This window comes from Pseudomonas sp. B21-019 (assembly GCF_024749225.1).
GTDB lineage: Bacteria > Pseudomonadota > Gammaproteobacteria > Pseudomonadales > Pseudomonadaceae > Aquipseudomonas.
Genome location: NZ_CP087193.1, coordinates 4702795 through 4723061 on the forward strand (window position 1 = coordinate 4702795; position 20267 = coordinate 4723061).

Consider the following 20267-nt stretch of genomic DNA (forward strand, 5'->3'; position numbering starts at 1 on the left):
GCGGTTTGCCAGACAAACCGTGATTGCGGATTTTGGGGCCGCTTCGCAGCCCAGCGGGAGCAAGCTCCCTCGCCACAGGAGGTGTGCCGGGATGCAGCGTAGGCAGATCCCCCCAAACAACAAAAAACCCGCCATCCCCTTTCACCGGGATGGCGGGTTTTGTCGTTTCAGATCACACGGTATCCACCTTCAACGAATGGTCGTTCAACATGCCGTTGATAATGGTCGCGGTATCGTGACCGCCGGCAATCACACCATTCGCTCCGGGGGTGACGCCGTAATGGCTGGCCAAATTCACCCCCGCCAGGTCGATGGTCTGGCTCGGCGTGGCGCCGGCCATGGCGCTGATGTCGATGCTGGTGACCAGGGTCGCGCCGCTGCCGGTGACTTTGAAGTGCAGGTAGTCATCCAGCGATGCCGCGGTGCCGTTCTCGCCTTGCAGCAGTTGCGACAGGTCGAGTTTGTCGGTGCCCGGGGTGAAGTCGGTGATGACGTCGTGGCCGCTGTTGCCTTTAAGCCACTGGAAGGTGTCGGCGCCGCTGCCGCCGGTGAGGGTGTTGTCGCCCAGGCCGCCGATCAGGAAGTCGTCGCCGCCCCCGCCGTTGAGCACATCGTTACCCAGACCGCCGTTGATGATGTTGCCGTTGTTGTCGCCCGTGAGGCTGTCGTTGAAGTTCGAGCCCGCGAGGTTTTCGATGCCGGTCAGGGTATCGGTGCCTGCGCCAACGGTGTTTTGCGCGGTGAGCAGGCTGAGGTCGACAGTGACGCCGGCGGTGGCATGGGCGTAGCTCACGGTGTCGTTACCGGTGCCGCCGTCGAGCCAATCGTTGCCCGGCCCGCTGAACAGCAGATCGTTACCGGCGCCGCCATGCATCTCGTTATTGCCTGAGCCTGCGGTGAGCACATCGTTGCCGTCACCCGCATTGATAATGTTGTTGCCGGTGCCCGCGATCAACACGTCATCGCCCGAGGTGCCGGTCAGTGTATGGCCAGCCTGATAGGTGATGTCGACTGCCGCGCTGTCGCTGCCGCCGTGGTTGTCGCTGGCGGTGTAGGTGCCGTGGAAGTCTGGCGTAGAGTCCTGGGCTCCGGCGTAGTTGACGGTCATGGTCAGTTGATAGTTTTCCGCCCCCTTCCCGCTGTTGCCAGGTCCCCCGTCGTCGATGTTGGTGATGTGGATCTGGTACGTGCCGTCCGCTGCGGCGGTGATGGTCTGGCCATCGGCGAGAGCCATGTAAGCGCCGCCATTGACCGAGTACTCCATGGTGATGTGGCCGGCCGCCAGGTTGTGGTCCAGGTTGAGGGTTTCGCCCTGCTTGAGGTTGACGGTGATGCGGTCCTCATCGTTGGTATTGTTGGTGCTGACCGACCCCAATGCCCCGCTGACCACCAGCATGGCGGTCATGGCGGCAGCGTTGGCGACGAATGCACTGCGGGCGATGGTCACGGCCTGGAGGTTATTGCCGGTGAAACTGAAGCTCGAGTTGGTGCCGGTAAAGTCCGCCCCCCTGGCCGTCCAACCCGTGTTGAAGGTAGTCGGCGATGCCGTGAGCGCATCACCGTTGGGGTCGGTGTCGTTGGCCAATAGCAGCTCGCCCGGCACCACGATACTGCCCGACAGCACGTTGGTGATGATGTGATCATCGACCGCCACCGGTGGCGAATTCGGAATCACGTTGATTGTCAGGGTCGAGCTGGTGAGGTCGCCGTCGTTGTCGCTGGCGGTGAAGCCGATGTTTTCGGTGATCTGCACGGCCGTGGTTTTCTGCGAGGTGTAGGTGTACTCGCCAGTGTCGAGGTTCACCAGCAACGTGCCGCTGTTGTTGGTGGCGATGCTCAGGGTGTTGTCGGCGGTGTTGAAGGTGCCGTGGTTGGCGCCGCCGCTGAAGTTCAGCGAACCCTGATTGCTGTTGGCTTTCGGGTCGTAGGTATAGGTGGTGCCGTCGACCGTTAGAGTCTTGATGAATCCGCCATCGGCGCCGAACGTACCGCCCTCGCCCAGCAGCGACCCGGTGACCGGCGCGCCTTGCACGGTGCCCGAGAGGACCGAGTTGAGTTGGTTGAGGTCAGTCACCACCACAGCGTTGGTGTCGGTGTGCGTGCTGCCGTCATAGGCCACCGGATCGAGGCTGGCGTTATTGACGCCGCTGCCCAGGCCGATGGCGTAGTTCTTGATGCCATTGGCGTCGAGGAAAGCTTTGAGCGCGATCTCGTCCGCAGTGCCGATGTCGCCTTCGTTGGGTTTGCCATCGGAGAAGAAGTAGCCGACGTTCTGCGCCCCGGTGAGTTTGCCCGAGGTATCGAACGCGCTCTCCATGGTTGCCACGGCCGCGTCGTAGTTGGTGCCGCCACCTGCCGTCAGCGTAGCGATGATCGACTTGGCCGTCGCCACATCGACCCACACCGAAGTCTGGTCCGTGGCGCTGCTGCTGAAGGTGACGATCTGTACCTTCACGTCACCCAGATTGTCGTACTTGTCGAGCAGCGCGCTGATCGCCTGCTTGGCCAGCTCCAGCCGCGACAGGCCCGATACGCCGGAGGGGTCGTCCATGCTGCCGGATACGTCGATCACCAGCATCAGGTTGGAGTCGATCTGCACCGCCGGCACCGACCGCTCCGAGGCGACGGCGTGAGGCACGTCATCGACGATGTTGACCACAAGGGTGCCGGTGGTGCTGTTGCCGATGGCATCGGTGGCCTTGTAGGTGAAGCTTTCGTTCAAGGTGTTCGCGCCATCGTTGGCGTTGGGCGAAGTTATCGGCGCCGAGGTCAAGGTGTAAGTGTAGGAACCGTCGGGATTGAGCAGGATCTGCCCGTAGGTGCCGGTGGCGCTGCCGACCAGGGTGTAGGTGATCGCGCCAGTGGCGCCAGAGACCGAGCCTGCCAACGTACCGGAGCCGGTTTCACCGGTGTTGCCGGGCTCGCTGCCGGTGACGCTGCCCGCCGCCAGGTCCTGCCCACCCTGGGTCAGATCCAACGCCTTTTCGTAGACAGTCACATCGGCATCGGTAGTCGCTACGAGGCAGTTGTTGGACACGTCAACGGTGATCGTGGCGGTGCTTTCATCGCCGTCGGCATCACGTACGGTGTAGGTGAAGGTGTCCGTGGCGCCCGCTTCGCCGACCGAATTCGGGTTGCTGTGGTACACGGCGTTGCCGCTGGCATCCAGGGTCAGGTAGCCGTAGGTGCCGGTGATTTGCGTGTTCAAGCCACCGATGGCCGAAGTCGAGGTGTCGCTGCCAGCACGCACGCCGACCACTGCCCCACCCAAGGCCGGGCCATCAGCGCCGAGCACATCGTTGTCCAGCACATTGCCGCTGACCGTGCCGCCCTCCACCACCGAAACCGAATCGCAATGGGCCGTCGGCACGTCATCGACGATGTTGATCACGATGGTACTGGTGACGCTGTTGCCCAGAGAATCGGTGGCCTGATAGGTGAAACTTTCGCTCAGGGTGTTCGGTCCGTCGTTGGCGTGCGGCGTGGTCGTGGGCGCAGAAATCAGGGTGTAAGTGTAGGAACCGTCCGGGTTGAGCAGGATTTGCCCATAGGTGCCGGTGGCGCTGCCGACCAGGGCGTAAGTAATTGCACCAGTGCCGCCATTGATTGAACCGACCAACGTGCCCGAAGCAGTTTCACCGGTGTTGTCAGGCTCGCTGCCGATGACAGTGCCCGCCGCGAGGTCCTGGCCGTCCTTGGTCAGATCCAACGCCTTTTCGTAAACGGTCACGTCGTTATCGGGGGCCACCACGAGGGAACAGTTGGAGATGTCGATGGTGATGGTCGTGGTGCTTTCATCGCCGTCGCCATCGCGCACGGTGTAGGTGAACACGTCCGTGGCGCCCGGTTCACCGACCGAGTTCGGATTGCTGTGGTACACGGCGTTGCCGTTGGCATCCAGAGTGAGATAGCCGTAGGTGCCGTTGATGTGCGTATTCAAACCACCGATAGCCGAAGTCGAGGTATCGCCGCCGGCGCGCACGCCAACCACCGCGCCACCCAAGGCCGGGCCGTCAGCACCGAGCACATCATTGCCCAACACATTGCCGCTGACCGTGCCGCCTTCCGCCACTGAGACGACATCGGCATGAGCGGTTGGCACGTCATCGACGATGTTGATCACGATGCTGCCGGTGACGCTGTTGCCCAGAGAATCGGTGGCCTGATAGGTGAAGCTTTCGCTCAGGGTGTTCGCACCGTCGTTGGCGTGAGGGGTGGTCGTGGGGGGCGAGGTCAGGGTGTAGGTGTAGCTGCCGTCCGGGTTGAGCAGGATTTGCCCGTAGGTTCCGTTGGCGCTGCCGACCAGGCTGTACGTGATGGTGTCGCTGGTGCCGGTGACTGAGCCCACCAGCGTGCCCGAGGCGGTTTCGCCGGTGTTGCCAGGCTCGCTGCCGACGACCGTGCCCGCCGCCAGGTCCTGCCCGTCCTTGGTCAGGTCCAGCGCTTTTTCATTAACCGTCACGTCGGTGTCAGTGGCAGCTACGAGGGTGCAGTTGGCCACATCGATGGTAATGGTGGTGGTGCTTTCATCGCCGTCGGCATCGCGCACGGTGTAAGTGAACACGTCGGTAGCACCAGGGCCGTTCACAGCATTTGGATTGCTGTGATAGACCGCATCGCCGTTGGCATCCAGGGTCAGGTAGCCATAGGTGCCGTTGATTTGACTGTTCAAGCCACCGATGGCTGAAGTCGAGGTGTCGCTGCCGGCGCGCACGCCGACCACCGCGCCACCGAGTGCCGGCCCGTCGGCGCCGCCGATATCGTTGCCCAGCACGTTGCCCGAGACCGTCGCGCCTTCGGCCACTGAGGCGTGATCCGGGTTGGCGGTGGGCAAGTCATCGACGATGTTGACGTTGATCTGGCCCAACGCCGTGCTGCCGTCGACGTCAGTGGCGACGACGTTGAGGTTCTCGGTGATGCTGTTGGTGCCGTCGGCGTTCGGGTGGGTTTCGTGATCCACCAGGGTGTAGCTGTAGCTGACCACGCCGGTCGCGCTGTCGTAACCGGTGACGGTCAGCGTGCTGCCAAGCGGAGTGACGATCGACTGCGGGACGCCTGCGGCCACGCCACCGGTGACCACCGCGATGCCGCCCACCGTCAGTGTTTGCAAACCGTCGAGCGCGGTGACGGTGAAGGTGCCGCTCTGGGTCAGCGCCGGTGTGTTGGGGCTGCTGCCGTCGCTAAGGTTTTTTTCGTAGACGGTCAATTCGCCGCCGTTGACGTTCAGGCCATCGAGCGTCACCAGGTCGTCGTTGTTATGGATGTTCAGCACCAGCGTCGCGGTGCTGGTATCGCCATCGGAATCGGTAAGGGTGTAGACGAAATTTTCGGTGCCGTTGCCACCGCCGTGCAAGGCTTTGAAATCGGCGTCGCTGGTGTTCAGGGTGTAGGTGTATGTGCCGTTGGCGTTCAACACCAGGGTGCCGAACGTCCCGGTGAAGGTGCCGCCGATGATCGGCCCGCTGTCGGGGCCGGTGGCAATGCGGTCGGCGCCCTGGATGTCGTTGGGCAGCACGCTGCCGGTCAGGGTCAGCAGGGTTTCCGAGGCGGTATGGGTATTGGTGTCGTCGATGGCCTTGGGCACATCGTCGGTGATATTGACGTCCAGCGAACCGGTGGCGGTATCGCCGTTGCTGTCGCTCGCGACCACGGTGAAATGTTCGGTGAGATTGTTGGCGCCATCGCCGGCGGAATGGGTTTCGTTGCCGACCAGGGTGTAGCTGTAACTGACCACGCCGGTGGCCGGGTTGTAGCCGGTGATCGTCAGGGTGTTGCCCAGTTGAGTGGTGATCGACTGAGGAAAACCGATGGGCACCCCGCCACTGATCACACTGATCCCGCCGATGCTCAGGCTGCTCAGCCCGTCGGGCGCAGACACCGTGAACGTGCTGTGCTGAGTCAGTGCTCCCGGGTTGCTGGCCGAACCGTCCGCCAGGTTGGCTTCATTGAGGGTCAGTTCGCCGCCCGCCACCGACAGGCCGGTGAGGGTGACCGGGTTATTCGGCGCGTCCGCGGCAAACGGCGTAACGACGCCTTTATCGCCGTTGTCCGGCGCAGCGTCCCGGCGCTCCAGGGGAAATTCAGGAATACCGTTGAAGCCGGCGGTGGGGAAACCAATCGTGGGATCGACCCGCCCGCCCACTTCCTCCAGCAGCACAAAACTGTGGCCACCACCCAGCGCACCACCGGGCGCGCCCGTTGCGCCCGGTCCGGCGGCGGTGGCCTCAGCGGTCTGGGTCGGATCGGCACCGGCGGCAATGGCTTTTTGCAGTTGCTCGACATCGGTCAGTTGCGCCTGGCTCGGCGTCACCGCATCGGTGGTTTCCACATGCGGCACCTGGTGCGCCAGTAGCTGGGCAGTCATTTGCAGGCTGCTGTCACGCCCCAGCGTCAGCTCCTGACCGTTATGCAAATGGACCGCTACCGCGCCTTCGGCCCCGGTGACCAGCTGCTCGCCGGCAAACAGCCGATCGCCCTCGATCAGCGCCCGTCGAGTGCCGTCACCCGCCACTGCGTACACCTGACCGATGACCTTACTGACGATACCGATGAGCGTTGCCATGTGCATTCCTCCGCTGCCGATCACCGCGCCGGCACTGGTCTGCGAAGCTCGCCCATGGCTCAACCGGGTTGCCGGGTGACGCTCACACCTCGGCAGTTCGTTCGCAAGCCTTGCGGTGCAGCAGGCCTGCGAGCGCTACGTAACGGTGGTGAATCATCCGAGTGACAAAAAAATGTCGCTCAAAACCCGTTACGCGTCCCTCCCCTTCAGCATTACTCCGCTGTATGTCTCAAAGTGAGTGGAACTGTCTTCAAGCCTGTCCGCACTGTCGAGAGCACGTAAAACAAAGGCTTTCGAGTTGAACAATGTGCCGGATTTTACGGAGTACATAAGTTTTTTTTGGCATAGCCCTTATGAAAAATTTTTCTTAGCTACGCTTCAGGATGTTCTTAGCTCTGTTGTTACAGGCATGAAACGGTTTCATCTAAAAATATCGTCAAAAAAATGGCGACCGCTAAGCACCATCAGGAATCAGGGAGATGCACCCATGCGCGTTTTAACCCCCCTTTGCAGTGCGATTCTGCTGGCCATGGCCTGCGCTTCTCAGGCTCAGGCGATGTCATTGACCGAGGCGATCCAGAGCACCATTGCGACCCACCCGGAACTGGCGTCTCGGGTCGATGCCCGGCTCTCGGCCGACGAGCAGATTAAAGTCGCTAAAGGGGGCTTTTATCCATCGGTGGATTTGAACGCCGCCTACGGGCGCGGCTACAGCGATAACACCACCACCCGGTCGCGGGGCAATCACAACACCGAAATCCTCACCTACACCCAGTCGGAACTGCGCCTGCGGCAAATGCTGTTTGATGGTTTCAATACCGCCAACGAGGTCGCGCGTACCAAAGGCGTGTCCAACTCGCGGGCCTATTACGCTCAAGGCACCGCCCAGGACCTGGCCCTGCGCACCATCGAGGTGTACCTCGAAGTGCTCAAGCGCCGCGAACTGGTGACCCTGGCCAAGAACAACCTGCAAGCGCACATGCGGGTCAACGATCAGATCGGCCTGCGTACCCAGCGTGGGATCGGCAGCAACGCCGACGCCGACCAGTCCACCGCTCGCCGGGCACTGGCGCAAAACAACCTCGACACCGCCGAAGTCGATCTGGCCGATGCCGAAGCGAATTTCTACAGCGTCGTGGGGCGCATGCCCGATGAACTCGAAGCGCCGCCGTCGACCCGCGGCGAACTGCCCGCCACCCTGCCCGAAGCCCAACAGAGCATGGTGGAAAACAACCCGTACCTGAAATCCGCCCAGGCTGACGTGCAATCGGCCGAGAGCCAGTACGAAGTCGCCAAGTCGCCGTTCTACCCACGCTTCGACGCCGAAGCAGCGGTGGGCGCCAATAACAATGTGCAGGGCGATCAAGGCCACGACAACGAATGGCGAGTGGGCGTGGTGATGAACTACAACCTGTTCCGTGGCGGCAGCGACAAGGCCCGGTTGGCCTCCGATGCGCATCAGATCAACCAGGCGATGGACATCCGCAACAACGCATTGCGCCAGCTCAACGAGAACATCCACCTGGCCTGGAACGCCATGCAGAACGCCAAGAAACAAACCCCGACCGCCCGTGAATACGCCGAAACCACCACCCGTGTACGGGCGGCGTATCAGGATCAGTTCGGTCTCGGTCAACGGACCCTGCTCGATTTGCTCGACAGCGAAAACGAGCTCTACAACGCCAACCGCCGCTACACCGAAGTGCGCTACACCGAGGAGTTCTCGATGTACCGCGTGCTGGCGAACATGGGCCAGTTGTTGAGCAAGCAACGGGTGGTGCTGCCCGCCGATGCGATCGCCGCCACCGAAGTGAAAAACGAAGCGCGCTTGCCTGAACTCAAATGAAGTAACGCCGTGTAGGAGCGATCAATGTGACCAGCATGGAAACCGGCAACACGGGTGTCGATCCGCGTCTGAGCTTCGATGATCCGCTTCTGGACGGCCTGTTGATTCTCTGCAAACTCCACGGCGCGACGGTCAGTCGCGCCAGCCTGAGTGCCGGGCTGCCAATGGCACACCAACGCTTGAGCCTGGACCTGCTGCCGCGCGCAGCGGCCCGGGCCAGTTTGCAGGCGCGGGTGCTGCGCCGTGAACTGGCGGATATTTCCGCGCTCAACCTGCCGGTGATGCTGATCCTCAACCATGGCCGCTGCGCGGTCTTGCGCCGTTGGGGCGATGACGGTCAGGCGCTGATTCTGCCCAGCGAAGCCGACGGCGGAGAACAGTGGGTCAGCACGGACGAGCTGGCCGCCAGCTACAGCGGCCAGGCCTTGTTCGCCCGGCCACGGCATGAACTCGAAGACTTGCGCGCGCCGCTGGTGCCGCGGGTCGAGGCGTGGTTTCGCGACACGCTGAAGCTGTCGAAATGGCTGTACAGCGATGCGATTCTGGCAAGTTTCCTGATCAACCTGCTGGGCCTGATGGTGCCTCTGTTCGTGATGCAGACCTACGACCGGGTGGTGCCGAACCAGGCCACTTCAACCTTGTGGGTGCTGTCGATCGGCTTGCTGATCGGCACCGGTTTTGAGTTGGTGCTGCGGGTGGTTCGTGCGCACTTGCTGGACACTGCCGGGAAGAAAACCGACGTGATTCTTTCAGCGACCCTGTTCGAACGCATCACCGGCATGGCGATGAAAGCGCGACCCGCAACCATCGGTGGTTTCGCCCAAAGCATTCATGACTTCCAGGGCCTGCGGGAGTTTCTCACCGCCGTCACGCTGACCAGCCTGATCGACATGCCCTTCGCTGTGCTGATGCTGGTGGTGATCGGCCTGCTCGGCGGCTGGCTGGTGGTGATTCCACTGCTGGCCTTCCCCATCACGATTCTCTTCGCCATGGTGATTCAGGCGCGCCTGCGCGACACCGTGCAGAAGAGCCTGAGCCTCGGTGCCGAACGCCAGGCCCTGCTGATCGAAACCCTCGGCGGCCTGGAAACCCTCAAGGCCTGCAGCGCTGAAAGCGAGCGCCAGCACAAATGGGAAAGCACCCACGGCGCCCTCACCCGCCTCGACAGCCATGCGCGCAACCTCTCGGCGCTGGCCACCAACGGCACCCTGTTCATTCAGCAGTTCTCCGGCATGGCGACCATCGTCGCCGGGGTCTACAGCATCATCGCCGGCAACCTCAGCGTCGGTGCGCTGGTGGCGAGCTACATGCTCGGCAGCCGCGTGCTCGCGCCGCTGGGGCAGATCGCCGGGCTGATCACCCGTTACCAGCAAGCGCAACTGACCATGAAAAGTACCGATTCGCTGATGTCGCTGCCGCAAGAACGCGACGCCAGGCAGCGGCCGCTGGAGCGCACGCAACTGCAAGGCGCCCTGGACGTCAGCGGCGTAACGTTCCACTACAATGGCCAGAATGCGCCGGCCCTGGCCAATGTCAGCTTCAGCATGAAGCCGGGCGAGCGGATCGGCATCATCGGCCGCAGCGGTTCGGGCAAAAGCACGCTGGCGCGGTTGGTGATGGGTTTCTACGCACCCGAAGAAGGCCAGTTGCTGCTCGATGGCCTGGACCTGCGGCAACTGGACGTCGCCGACCTGCGTCAACAGATCGGCTACGTCGCCCACGACCTGCCCTTGCTGGCCGGCAGCCTGCGCGACAACCTGACCCTCGGCGCCCGTTATGTCAGCGATGCCCGGATGCTTGAAGTCGCTGAGCTCACCGGCGTGACTGAACTGGCGCGTCAGCATCCACAAGGGTTTGATCGGCCAGTAGGCGAGCGCGGTCAGTTGCTGTCGGGTGGGCAACGGCAAGCGGTGTTGCTGGCGCGGGCCTTGTTGCTCGATCCGCCAATCATGCTGCTCGACGAACCCACCAGCGCCATGGACAACAGCAGCGAAGACCTTCTACGGCAGAAACTCCATGGCTGGGTCCAGGGTAAAACCGTGCTGCTGGTCACCCACCGCAGCTCGATGCTCAGCCTGGTGGATCGGCTGGTGGTGCTGGACAACGGGCGGATCGTCGCCGATGGCCCGAAAGAAGCGGTGATCGATGCATTGCGCAAGGGCCGTGTCGGCTCTGCGACGGTCTAGGAGCGCCCACTCGATGCCAATACATACCTGTGGCGAGGGGGCTCCTGTGGCGAGGGGGCTTGCCCCCGTTGGGTCGCGAAGCGGCCCCAAAGCCATTCACCCCGTTGTATCAGACAGATCGAGCTGGCAGGTTTACGACTGCTTCGCAGCCGAACGGGGGCAAGCCCCCTCGCCACAGGAGCTCCCTCGCCACAAGTTTTTGATCGGCCTTATTTCTCTTAACTGACGGGTATCGCCTCATGTCTGCTCAAACACCGGATTCAGCGACCCGAAGCTACTTCGGCAGTTTCAGCAAAAGTGCCGAGAGCGAGTTCATGCCGGAAACCGCCGGCGCCTCGTTGCAGGATTCACCGCGCTGGTCGCGGATCACCGTGTGGCTGGCGGCGGCGCTGCTGATCACCGCGCTGGTCTGGGCCAAATTCGCGGTGTTGCAGGAAGTCACCATGGGCGAAGGCAAGGCGATTCCGTCGAGCAAGATTCAGGTGATCCAGAACCTGGAAGGCGGCATAGTCACCGAGATCTTCGTGCGTGAAGGGCAAATGGTGAACAAGGGCGACACCTTGCTGCGTCTGGATGACACGCGATTCCTGTCGAACAAGGGGGAAAGCGAAGCGGACCGCTATGCCTTGATCGCGCAAGTCGAACGGCTGTCCGCCGAAGCGGAAGGCCGGCCATTCACGCTGTCGCCGGAAGTGATCGCCAAAGCTCCGCAAGTGGCCGAGGACGAACGCTCGCTGTACGAACAACGCCAGCGCCGACTGGCCAGCGAACAGCGCACCTTGACCGAACAACTTCGGCAAAAAACCCAGGAGCTGGCGGAGTTCCGCTCCAAACAGGGGCAGTTCAGTTCCAGCCTGGCGCTGCTGCAACAAGAGATGAACATGTCGGCGCCGCTGGTGGGCACCGGGGCGGTGTCGCCGGTGGAAATCCTGCGGCTAAAACGCAGCGCGGTGGAAATCCGCGGCTCGCTGAATGCCACGACCCTGGCGATTCCCCGGGCGGAATCGGCGATCAATGAAATCAAAAGCAAGATCGACGAGTCCGAACAATCCTTCCGCTCGGACGCGGCGAAGGATCTGAATACGAAACGCACCGACCTGTCGAAAATCACCGCCACGAGCATTGCCATCGACGACCGGGTAACCCGCACCACCGTGGTGTCACCGGTTCACGGCATCATCAAAGTGCTGAAGGTTAATACCATCGGCGGCGTGGTCCAGCCGGGCAGCGACATGGTGGAAATCGTGCCCGTGGAGGACAACCTGCTGATCGAAGCCAAGGTCCGCCCTCAGGACGTGGCGTTCCTGCACCCGGGCCAGAAAGCCATGGTCAAGTTCAGCGCTTATGACTACACGATTTATGGCGGGTTGAGTGCCAGGCTTGAGTTGATCGGGGCTGACACCATCACCGATGACAAGGGCAACAGCTTTTATCTGATTCAGGTCAGGACCGACAAAAATCACTTGGGCGGGGATGTGAAACCGCTGCTGATCATTCCGGGGATGGTGGCGACGGTGGACATTATTACCGGGGAGAAAAGCGTGCTGGATTACCTGCTTAAACCGGTGTTGAAAGCACGGACCGAGGCGATGCGCGAACGCTAAGTCTCACGCTGTCCCCGTGGCGAGGGGGCTTGCCCCCGTTGGGTCGCGAAGCGGCCCCAAAACCATTCAACCCGGTTGTAACAGGTAAACCACGTTAGTCGGTTTTACGACTGCTTCGCAGCCGAACGGGGGCAAGCCCCCTCGCCACAGGGAATCATTGCCCGTGATTCTTCTGATAGGTCTCCTCCCCCATCGCCGCAATCTGCCCCTCGATCAACGCCTCGAACGGCTTTAATAACGGCTCGAAACTGCTCGGTGATTCGAGAGTCTGCAACGCCTGCACAATCGCCTCCACCGTCGACAACGCCCCTGGCCCAGGTGCCTTGCGCAAGCGATAACGGGACACCCCGCCCTCGGCCAATGTCACTCTGGGCAACGCCGCCAACAACGGATTGAGGTGCAGCATCTTGCGCGCCTTGCGCCAGGTACCGTCCGGAACCACCAGCAGCAGCGGCTTATCACTCACGGTGTACGCCTGCATCGGCTGAGCATCTTCACCGGGAAACAACAGCCGCGCCTGATAACCCGGTTGATTCAACAATGCCGGCAAATCCTCAAACACCTCGCCCACGATCAACTCGGCATTCTTGAGTCCCAACGCAGCCAATCGTGCGGTGTTCAACGCATGGTTCACTTCACTCGGATGCTGCAACAGCAAAACCCGCGTGAGGCTATCCAGGCTCGGGATCAGTGGGCACAGACAATGAGTTTGCGGACGAAGACAGCGCGGACACTGGATTCTGGACATTTTCTTAAGCCTGATTGAGCTGTGCTTTGAGCAAATCACGGAAAGTCTGGATCAGCGGCTCGCGGCTACGGCCACGGCGCACGATCATCGAGAATGGCGCCTGATAACCGAACGTCGCCGGCAGCAGCACGCGCAAATCCCCCTTATCGGCCCAGGCCTGGGCGTAGTGCTCCGGCAGGTAACCGATGTAGGCGCCGGACAGCACCAGAATCAATTGGGCCTCCATACTTTCCACGGTCGCCGCGCTGTGCTTGAAACCATGACGCGCCAGTTCGGCCTGGCTCCAATAGCCTCGACCGACCATGCGTTGCTGGGTGATGACCTGCTCGGGGATGCGCCGCTCGTTGAACAGCGGATGACGACTGCTGCAATACAGCCAGTGCTGCTCGCGGTAGAGCGGCATGTAGACCAGACCGCTCATGCGCGTGGAAAAGGCACCGATGGCCAGGTCGAGGCGGTTGTCCTGCACGCCGAGTTGCAGTTCGTAAGGGCTCATGACCGACAGATGCAAGTGCACCGCCGGGTGTTCCTGACTGTAGGCGCCGATGGCTTCGGCGAACGGCAAGGCCTTGTCGCTGACGGTGGAATCGATCACCCCCAGGTTCAAAGTACCGCGCAACTCGCCTTTAAGGGCGGCGGCGTATTGTTCGAAACCTTCGAGTTCGGCCAACAGACGCAGGGTTTCCTGATGGAACAGCTCGCCCTTGCTGGTCAGGCTGAAACCGCCGCGACCACGATGGCACAGCACCAGGCCGAGGGCCGCTTCGAGCTGGCTCATATAGGTGCTGATGGCCGACGTCGAGAGATTGAGCTCGTGCTGGGCGTTGGCGAACCCCTGATGGCGGACCACGCTGACGAAGATGCGCAATAGTTTCAGGTCGGGTAAAGCGTTGGCCATGGGGGGCTCCATTGCAAGGTAGTGCATGTTGCTTTGTGGCGAGGGGGCTTGCCCCCGTTGGGTTGCGCAGCAGCCCCAAAACCATTCACCCCGGTGCAATCAGACAGACCGAGTTGGCAGGTTTACGACTGCTGCGCAGCCGAACGGGGGCAAGCCCCCTCGCCACAGTGGTCTCCCTCGCCACACGGGTTCGGTGCATGGTGGGGAGTCTATCTTTCCGCCCGCCATTAGTTTAGAAAAATCTGAACTAAGTATTTGCCCGTAGCGATTCTTCCCGGTCACTACATTTCGCAGAATCGGCCCACAGCGGTACCCGTCTCTCCCCGAGCGGCTACCTGCATAAATAAAACAACGACGATGAGGCCTTACCCGTGGACAAGATTCTTCACCAACCACTGGGCGGCAATGAAATGCCGCGCTTCGGCGGCATCGCCACCATGCTGCGACTCCCCCATTTGCCATCTGCTGCCGGCCTGGACGCTGCCTTTATCGGCATCCCGCTGGACATCGGCACGTCCCTGCGCCCCGGCACCCGCTTCGGGCCGCGTGAAATCCGCGCTGAATCGGTGATGATCCGTCCGTACAACATGGCCACCGGCGCTGCGCCGTTCGACTCGCTGTCGGTTGCCGACATCGGTGACGTGGCGATCAACACCTTCAACCTGCTGGACGCCGTGCGGATCATCGAAGAGGCCTACGACAATATCCTCGAACACGATGTGATCCCCCTGACGCTGGGTGGCGACCACACCATCACCCTGCCGATCCTGCGTGCCATCCATAAAAAGCACGGCAAGGTCGGCCTGGTGCACATCGATGCTCACGCCGATGTGAACGATCACATGTTCGGCGAGAAAATCGCCCACGGCACCACCTTCCGTCGCGCTGTAGAAGAAGGTCTTCTGGATTGCGACCGCGTAGTGCAAATTGGCCTGCGGGCTCAGGGTTACACCGCTGATGACTTCAACTGGAGCCGCAATCAAGGCTTCCGTGTGGTTCAGGCTGAAGAATGCTGGCACAAATCCCTGGCGCCGCTGATGGCCGAAGTTCGCGCGAAAGTCGGCGACGGTCCGGTGTACCTGAGTTTCGATATCGACGGCATCGATCCGGCCTGGGCACCTGGCACCGGCACCCCGGAAATCGGCGGTCTGACGACCATTCAAGCGATTGAAATCGTGCGCGGCTGCCAAGGCCTCGACCTGGTCGGCTGCGATTTGGTAGAAGTCTCGCCAGCGTACGACACCACCGGCAACACCTCGCTGCTGGGCGCCAACCTGTTGTACGAAATGCTCTGCGTACTGCCAGGCGTGGTCCATCGCTGAGGATCGGTCATGAACGAACGTGATCAGGTACTCAATGCCGCCGCCGAACTGGTGTCGGCCTTTGCCCGAAACGATCGCGAAGCCTACTTCGGCGCTTTCAGCATCGACTCAAGCTTCGTGTTCTACACCCTCGAGCAGCCTCTGCTGTCGCGCGATGCCTACCAGGCGTTGTGGGACAGCTGGCGCGCCGAGGACGGCTTCGAGGTGCTGTCGTGCACCTCGAGCAACGCCTTTGTCAGCCTGCAGGGTGACGTGGCGATTTTCATCCATGACGTGGCCACCGAGCTGCGCATGCAAGGGGAGCAACACTTCAGCCAGGAACGCGAGACGATTGTTTTCAAGAAACAGGCGTCTGGCCAAGAACAACAAGGCCTATGGCTGGCCTGCCACGAACATTTGTCCGCAATGCCGGAAGGGCTGCCAACCCCTTAGCCAAACAGGTGACGCTCACGCACGATGAGCGCGCCTTTATGATCGGAGCAGATCATGAATAACAACAACAAAGACCAAAGCCTTACGCAAATTGAAACCTACGGGGTCGAGCAGATCCCGGACAACGAACGCACCGCAGGCCCGACGGACTTGTTCCGGATGATCTTCGGCGGTTCCAATACCTTCGCCACCGCCGTGCTCGGCAGTTTTCCGGTACTGTTCGGCCTGTCTTTTCAGGCGGGCGTCTGGGCGATTGTGCTGGGTGTGTTGCTGGGCTCGCTGATCCTCGCGCCAATGGGCCTGTTCGGACCGATCAATGGCACCAACAATGCGGTGTCGTCCGGTGCGCATTTCGGCGTGCACGGGCGGATCGTCGGTTCGTTCCTGTCGCTTCTGACTGCTATCGCCTTCTTCTCGCTCTCGGTATGGAGTTCGGGTGATGCGTTGATCGGTGGTGCGAAACGCCTGATCGGCCTGCCAGAAACCGACCTGACCCTGGGCCTGGCCTACGGTCTGTTCGCGATCCTGGTGCTGACGGTGTGCATCTACGGCTTCCGCTTCCTGCTGTGGGTTAACAAGATCGCGGTGTGGAGCGCCAGCCTGTTGTTCCTGCTGGGCGTCTTCGCCTTCGCCGGTCCTTTCGATGTGAACTACGCCGGCAGCGTCAGCCTCGGTCAACCGGGTTTCTGGGCGGCTTTCATCGGCGCTGCGCTGGTGGCAATGAGTAACCCGATTTCCTTCGGGGCGTTCCTCGGTGACTGGTCGCGCTACATCCCGCGTGACACCTCCAAGCGCCGGATCATGGCCGCCGTGGTGATCTCGCAGATCGCGACCTTCATCCCGTTCCTGTTCGGCCTCGCCACCGCCACCATCGTAGCGATCAAGGCACCGGACTACATCGCGGCCAACAACTACGTCGGCGGCCTGCTGGCGGTGTCGCCGAGCTGGTTCTTCCTGCCGGTGTGCCTGATTGCGGTGATCGGCGGCATGTCCACCGGCACCACGTCGCTGTATGGCACCGGGCTGGACATGTCCAGTGTGTTTCCACGGGTCCTGTCGCGGGTTAAAGCGACGCTGCTGATCGGTGTGATGTCGATTGCCTTCATCTTCATCGGGCGCTTTGCGGCGAACCTGGTGCAGAGCGTGTCGACCTTCGCCGTGCTGATCATCACCTGCACCACTCCATGGATGGTGATCATGATCATCGGCCTGCTGGTGCGTCGCGGCTTCTACTGCCCGGATGACCTGCAAGTGTTCACCCGTGGCGAAAAAGGTGGCCGCTACTGGTTCACCCACGGCTGGAACTGGCGTGGCCTGGGCGCCTGGATCCCGAGTGCCGCGGTCGGTTTGTGCTTCGTGAACCTGCCGGGGCAGTTTGTCGGGCCGCTCGGAGATCTGGCCGGCGGGATCGACATCAGCCTGCCGGTAACCCTCGGCCTGGCCTCGCTGGTGTACCTGACGCTGCTGAGCCTGTTCCCGGAATCGGCTGCGGTGTTCGGCCCCAACGATGCACGCAGCAAGGGCACGGATTCGCTCGGTAAACCGGCGATGCGACAAGCCGCCTGATTCAACTCGCAGAAATTGTGTCGAGGAGCTTTTGTGGCGAGGGGGCTTGTCGGAACGCCGCATCGCCCCGTTCGACTGCGCAGCAGTCGCAATACAAACAACCGGTTCTGACTGAAGAACCGCGCTATCAGGTTTTGGGGCCGCTTCGCGACCCAACGGGGGCAAGCCCCCTCGCCACAATTAAGTGTTCCATCGCATCACTGCTATTCAGCCTCACCATAAAAAAGACAATCGGAGACACGCCATCATGGCTTTGGATTTATTCGTCGTACTCATCTACGCCGCCGCGATGCTGATGCTCGGCTATTACGGCATGCGCAAGGCCAAGACCAACGAAGACTTTTTGGTCGCCGGTCGCAACCTCGGCCCGAGCATGTACATGGGCACCATGGCCGCCACCGTTCTGGGCGGCGCGTCCACTGTCGGCACCGTGCGCCTGGGCTACGTCCATGGCATCTCCGGTTTCTGGCTGTGCGCGGCACTCGGCTGCGGGATCGTGGCGCTGAACCTGTTCCTCGCCAAACCGCTGCTGAAACTGAAAATCTACACCGTTACCCAAGTGCTGGAAAAACGCTACAACCCGATGGCCCGCTCCGCGAGCGCGGTGATTATGCTGGCGTATGCGCTGATGATCGGCGTAGTTTCGATCCTGGCAATCGGCACCGTGCTGCAAGTGCTGTTCGGCCTGCCGTTCTGGGTCTCGGTATTGCTCGGCGGTGGCGTGGTTGTGATCTACTCTGCGATCGGCGGCATGTGGTCCCTGACCTTGACCGACATCGTCCAGTTCGTGATCAAGACCGTGGGCCTGATGTTCATCCTGTTGCCGATCTGCCTGTACCGCGTTGGCGGCTGGGATGAATTGGTGTTGAAACTGCCGGCCACTGCCTTCAGCTTCACCACGATTGGCTGGGACACCATCATCACCTACTTCATGATCTACTTCTTCGGGATCCTGATCGGCCAAGACATCTGGCAGCGTGTGTTCACCGTCAAGAGCGCCAAAGTGGCTCAGGTCGCCGGTACCTTCGCAGGCTTCTACTGCATCCTTTACGGCCTGGCCTGCGCCCTGATCGGCATGGCCGCTCACGTGCTGATCCCGGACCTGGACAACGTCAACAACGCTTTCGCCGCCATCGTCAAACTGTCCCTGCCGGACGGTATCCGTGGTCTGGTGATCGCCGCGGCCCTGGCGGCCATGATGTCCACTGCCAGCGCCGGCCTGCTCGCCGCTGCCACCACACTGACCGAAGACTTGCTGCCGAAACTGCGTGGAGGCAAACAGTCGAGCCTGGGCATGAACCGCCTGTTCACCCTGTTGACCGGCATCGTCGTACTCGGCATCGCTCTGGTCGTACATGACGTGATCAGCGCGCTGACCCTGGCTTACAACCTGTTGGTGGGCGGCATGCTGATCCCGCTGATCGGCGCGATCTTCTGGAAACGCGCAACCACAGCCGGCGCCATCGCCAGCATGGGCCTGGGCTTTGCCACTGCGCTGTTGTTCATGATCAAGGACGGTATGGACGCCAATACTCCGATCTACTACAGCCTCGGCGTGGGCCTGGTGAGTTTCGTGGTGGTCAGCCTTCTGTCCCGTCGCCCGGCCGTAGTGGCGAGCGCTGCCTAAGATTTCTATAACGACCTGATGCTTTCTTCGGCGGGTGTGGCGTCGGTTGCCACACCCGTTTTTTTTCGCCTGAAGGAATTTGCCCATGAAGATCGTCAGCCGCGATCAGTGGTTCGAGGTCAAACAGCTCAGCGACGGTATCCGCCTGATTCACGAGCCATACATTCGGCCTTTTTACCGCTGCAACCTCTGGCACATTCAGGGCCGCGACAAGGACTTGCTGCTGGACAGCGGTTCCGGGCTGGTCAGCCTGCGCGAGCAATTGCCATGGCTCACCGAACGACCGCTGGTAGCGGTGGCCAGCCATTGCCATTTCGACCACATCGCTGGCCATCACGAGTTCCCCGAACGGCTGGTGCATCCGGCCGAAGCGCAGATCCTCGCCGAGCCCGACGGAGACAACACCCTGAGCAAGGCTTTCGTCGGTGACGACATGTTCGAGGCTCACCCCGACTGCCCATTGTGCTACGCCGAATACCGGGTCAAAGCCGCGCCGGCCACCGGTTTTATCGAAGACGGCGACGTGCTCGATCTCGGTAATCGGGTCCTGCAAGTGCTGCACACGCCGGGTCATTCACCCGGTGGCATCAGCCTGTATGAAGCGGCGACTGAAACCCTGTTCAGTGGCGACATCATCTACGACGGGCCGCTGATCGAAAACGCCTACCACTCCAACCTCAATGACTACGCCCGCAGCCTGCAACGCTTGCGCGCGATGCCGATCCGCACGGTGCACGGCGGGCATTTCGGGAGTTTTTCCGGGAAGTATCTGCGCTCGATGATTGACGAGTGGCAGCGCCGACACGCCTGAAGCCTGCTGTACTCAGCGTCAGGGACCTCATAACGTTCTCGAAGAAGGACCTCATGACAAGAGCCGCCGTTCGCGCCGCCGTGCATCGTCGCATCCGCCGCCTGCTGGAAAACCAGGATGACTTCGACGACAACACCAACCTGATGCAGTTGGGATTGGACAAAGAGGATATTGAAGAGCTGATCTTCCGTCTGGAGGATCAGTTGGGGTTGACGGCGTTTACCGCCGAAGAAGACCGGATACTCAAGACGGCCAGGACGGCGAATGACTTGACCCGGTTTTTGATTGAGATTGGGCGGTATTGAAACGGATTGCTAAATACATTTTTTGTGGCGGATGCAATTACCTGTGGTGAGGGGGCTTGCCCCCGTTGGGCCGCAAAGCGGCCCCAAAACCATTCAGCCTAGCGTATCAGACAGAATGCGGTGCGCCGGTTTACGACTGCTTCGCAGCCGAACGGGGGCAAGCCCCCTCGCCACAACAAGCCAGCTAACCAAATAGGCCCAGGCGTTTACCGACGGCGCTGCTGGCGGCGACGTTGTTCGTCATCAGTGCGAATTGGCACCGGTTGCAGAGGCGGTTCAATCAAACCGAGTGCGACACCCAGGTCATGCAGCCAGTTTTGGATTTTCTCTTTCATGATGCCCCCCTTCAGGGTCGTGCCG

The 20267-nt window shown here is 61.4% G+C and carries 13 protein-coding genes; 9 read left to right on the forward strand and 4 right to left on the reverse strand.

From position 1 onward, the window contains the following. Window positions 1-172 precede the first annotated feature (172 nt). The gene (locus LOY36_RS20915) at window positions 173-6562 is read right to left on the reverse strand and encodes a retention module-containing protein (RefSeq protein WP_258670643.1); all 6390 of its coding nucleotides are present in this window, start codon (window positions 6560-6562) and stop codon (window positions 173-175) included. Between the two features lie 487 nt (window positions 6563-7049). On the opposite strand from LOY36_RS20915, the gene LOY36_RS20920 reads away from it, so the two are divergent. From LOY36_RS20920 to LOY36_RS20930, 3 genes are all read left to right on the forward strand, one after another. Next, complete coding sequence (locus tag LOY36_RS20920) at window positions 7050-8408, forward strand: TolC family outer membrane protein (protein ID WP_019648053.1); 1359 nt, start codon at window positions 7050-7052, stop codon at window positions 8406-8408. Between the two features lie 26 nt (window positions 8409-8434). After that, the gene (locus tag LOY36_RS20925; RefSeq protein WP_019648052.1) at window positions 8435-10594 is read left to right on the forward strand and encodes a type I secretion system permease/ATPase; all 2160 of its coding nucleotides are present in this window, start codon (window positions 8435-8437) and stop codon (window positions 10592-10594) included. Window positions 10595-10833: 239 nt separating this feature from the next. Continuing rightward, window positions 10834-12198: an HlyD family type I secretion periplasmic adaptor subunit gene (locus LOY36_RS20930; RefSeq protein ID WP_258670647.1), complete on the forward strand. Its 1365-nt coding sequence runs from the start codon at window positions 10834-10836 to the stop codon at window positions 12196-12198. A gap of 154 nt (window positions 12199-12352) precedes the next feature. On the opposite strand, the gene LOY36_RS20935 is transcribed toward LOY36_RS20930, so the two are convergent. Both LOY36_RS20935 and LOY36_RS20940 read right to left on the reverse strand, forming a co-directional pair. Next, window positions 12353-12946 (reverse strand): tRNA-uridine aminocarboxypropyltransferase, encoded by a 594-nt coding sequence (locus LOY36_RS20935; RefSeq protein WP_258670650.1) that lies wholly within the window; start codon window positions 12944-12946, stop codon window positions 12353-12355. 4 nt (window positions 12947-12950) lie between these two features. Further along, complete coding sequence (locus LOY36_RS20940) at window positions 12951-13844, reverse strand: LysR family transcriptional regulator (RefSeq protein ID WP_007938472.1); 894 nt, start codon at window positions 13842-13844, stop codon at window positions 12951-12953. 371 nt (window positions 13845-14215) lie between these two features. Here LOY36_RS20940 and speB point away from each other — a divergent pair, with 371 nt between their 5' ends. The 6 genes from speB (at window position 14216) to LOY36_RS20970 (ending at window position 19907) form a co-directional block, all read left to right on the forward strand. Further along, window positions 14216-15166: an agmatinase gene (gene speB / locus LOY36_RS20945; RefSeq protein WP_019648049.1), complete on the forward strand. Its 951-nt coding sequence runs from the start codon at window positions 14216-14218 to the stop codon at window positions 15164-15166. A 9-nt stretch (window positions 15167-15175) separates the two neighbouring features. Next, window positions 15176-15598, forward strand: a complete 423-nt coding sequence (locus tag LOY36_RS20950) for a nuclear transport factor 2 family protein (RefSeq protein WP_258670654.1) — start codon at window positions 15176-15178, stop codon at window positions 15596-15598. A 54-nt stretch (window positions 15599-15652) separates the two neighbouring features. Continuing rightward, entirely contained in the window at window positions 15653-17164 is a 1512-nt protein-coding gene (locus LOY36_RS20955) for a cytosine permease (RefSeq protein ID WP_258670657.1), read from the forward strand. Between the two features lie 247 nt (window positions 17165-17411). Further along, window positions 17412-18791 (forward strand): sodium:solute symporter, encoded by a 1380-nt coding sequence (locus LOY36_RS20960; RefSeq protein ID WP_007942152.1) that lies wholly within the window; start codon window positions 17412-17414, stop codon window positions 18789-18791. Window positions 18792-18876: 85 nt separating this feature from the next. Continuing rightward, a complete protein-coding gene (locus LOY36_RS20965) occupies window positions 18877-19602 on the forward strand; it encodes an MBL fold metallo-hydrolase (RefSeq protein ID WP_258670660.1) in 726 nt (241 codons plus the stop codon). Between the two features lie 53 nt (window positions 19603-19655). Then, window positions 19656-19907, forward strand: coding sequence for a phosphopantetheine-containing protein (locus LOY36_RS20970; RefSeq protein ID WP_026345692.1), 252 nt, complete (start codon window positions 19656-19658; stop codon window positions 19905-19907). A 206-nt stretch (window positions 19908-20113) separates the two neighbouring features. Here the strand turns inward: LOY36_RS20970 and LOY36_RS20975 are convergent, their stop codons facing one another. Next, window positions 20114-20242 carry a PA1414 family protein gene (locus LOY36_RS20975; RefSeq protein ID WP_007914492.1) on the reverse strand — a complete coding sequence of 43 codons (129 nt, stop codon included), beginning with the start codon at window positions 20240-20242 and terminating at the stop codon, window positions 20114-20116. Window positions 20243-20267 lie beyond the last annotated feature (25 nt).

Bases quoted from the DNA above. Each gene is read 5' to 3' on its own strand.
- LOY36_RS20915 (WP_258670643.1), bottom strand. From the start codon at position 6,562: ATGGCAACGCTCATCGGTATCGTCAGTAAGGTCATCGGTCAGGTGTAC.
- LOY36_RS20920 (WP_019648053.1), top strand. From the start codon at position 7,050: ATGCGCGTTTTAACCCCCCTTTGCAGTGCGATTCTGCTGGCCATGGCC.
- LOY36_RS20930 (WP_258670647.1), top strand. From the start codon at position 10,834: ATGTCTGCTCAAACACCGGATTCAGCGACCCGAAGCTACTTCGGCAGT.
- LOY36_RS20935 (WP_258670650.1), bottom strand. From the start codon at position 12,946: ATGTCCAGAATCCAGTGTCCGCGCTGTCTTCGTCCGCAAACTCATTGT.
- LOY36_RS20940 (WP_007938472.1), bottom strand. From the start codon at position 13,844: ATGGCCAACGCTTTACCCGACCTGAAACTATTGCGCATCTTCGTCAGC.
- LOY36_RS20950 (WP_258670654.1), top strand. From the start codon at position 15,176: ATGAACGAACGTGATCAGGTACTCAATGCCGCCGCCGAACTGGTGTCG.
- LOY36_RS20955 (WP_258670657.1), top strand. From the start codon at position 15,653: ATGAATAACAACAACAAAGACCAAAGCCTTACGCAAATTGAAACCTAC.
- LOY36_RS20960 (WP_007942152.1), top strand. From the start codon at position 17,412: ATGGCTTTGGATTTATTCGTCGTACTCATCTACGCCGCCGCGATGCTG.
- LOY36_RS20965 (WP_258670660.1), top strand. From the start codon at position 18,877: ATGAAGATCGTCAGCCGCGATCAGTGGTTCGAGGTCAAACAGCTCAGC.
- LOY36_RS20970 (WP_026345692.1), top strand. From the start codon at position 19,656: ATGACAAGAGCCGCCGTTCGCGCCGCCGTGCATCGTCGCATCCGCCGC.
- LOY36_RS20975 (WP_007914492.1), bottom strand. From the start codon at position 20,242: ATGAAAGAGAAAATCCAAAACTGGCTGCATGACCTGGGTGTCGCACTC.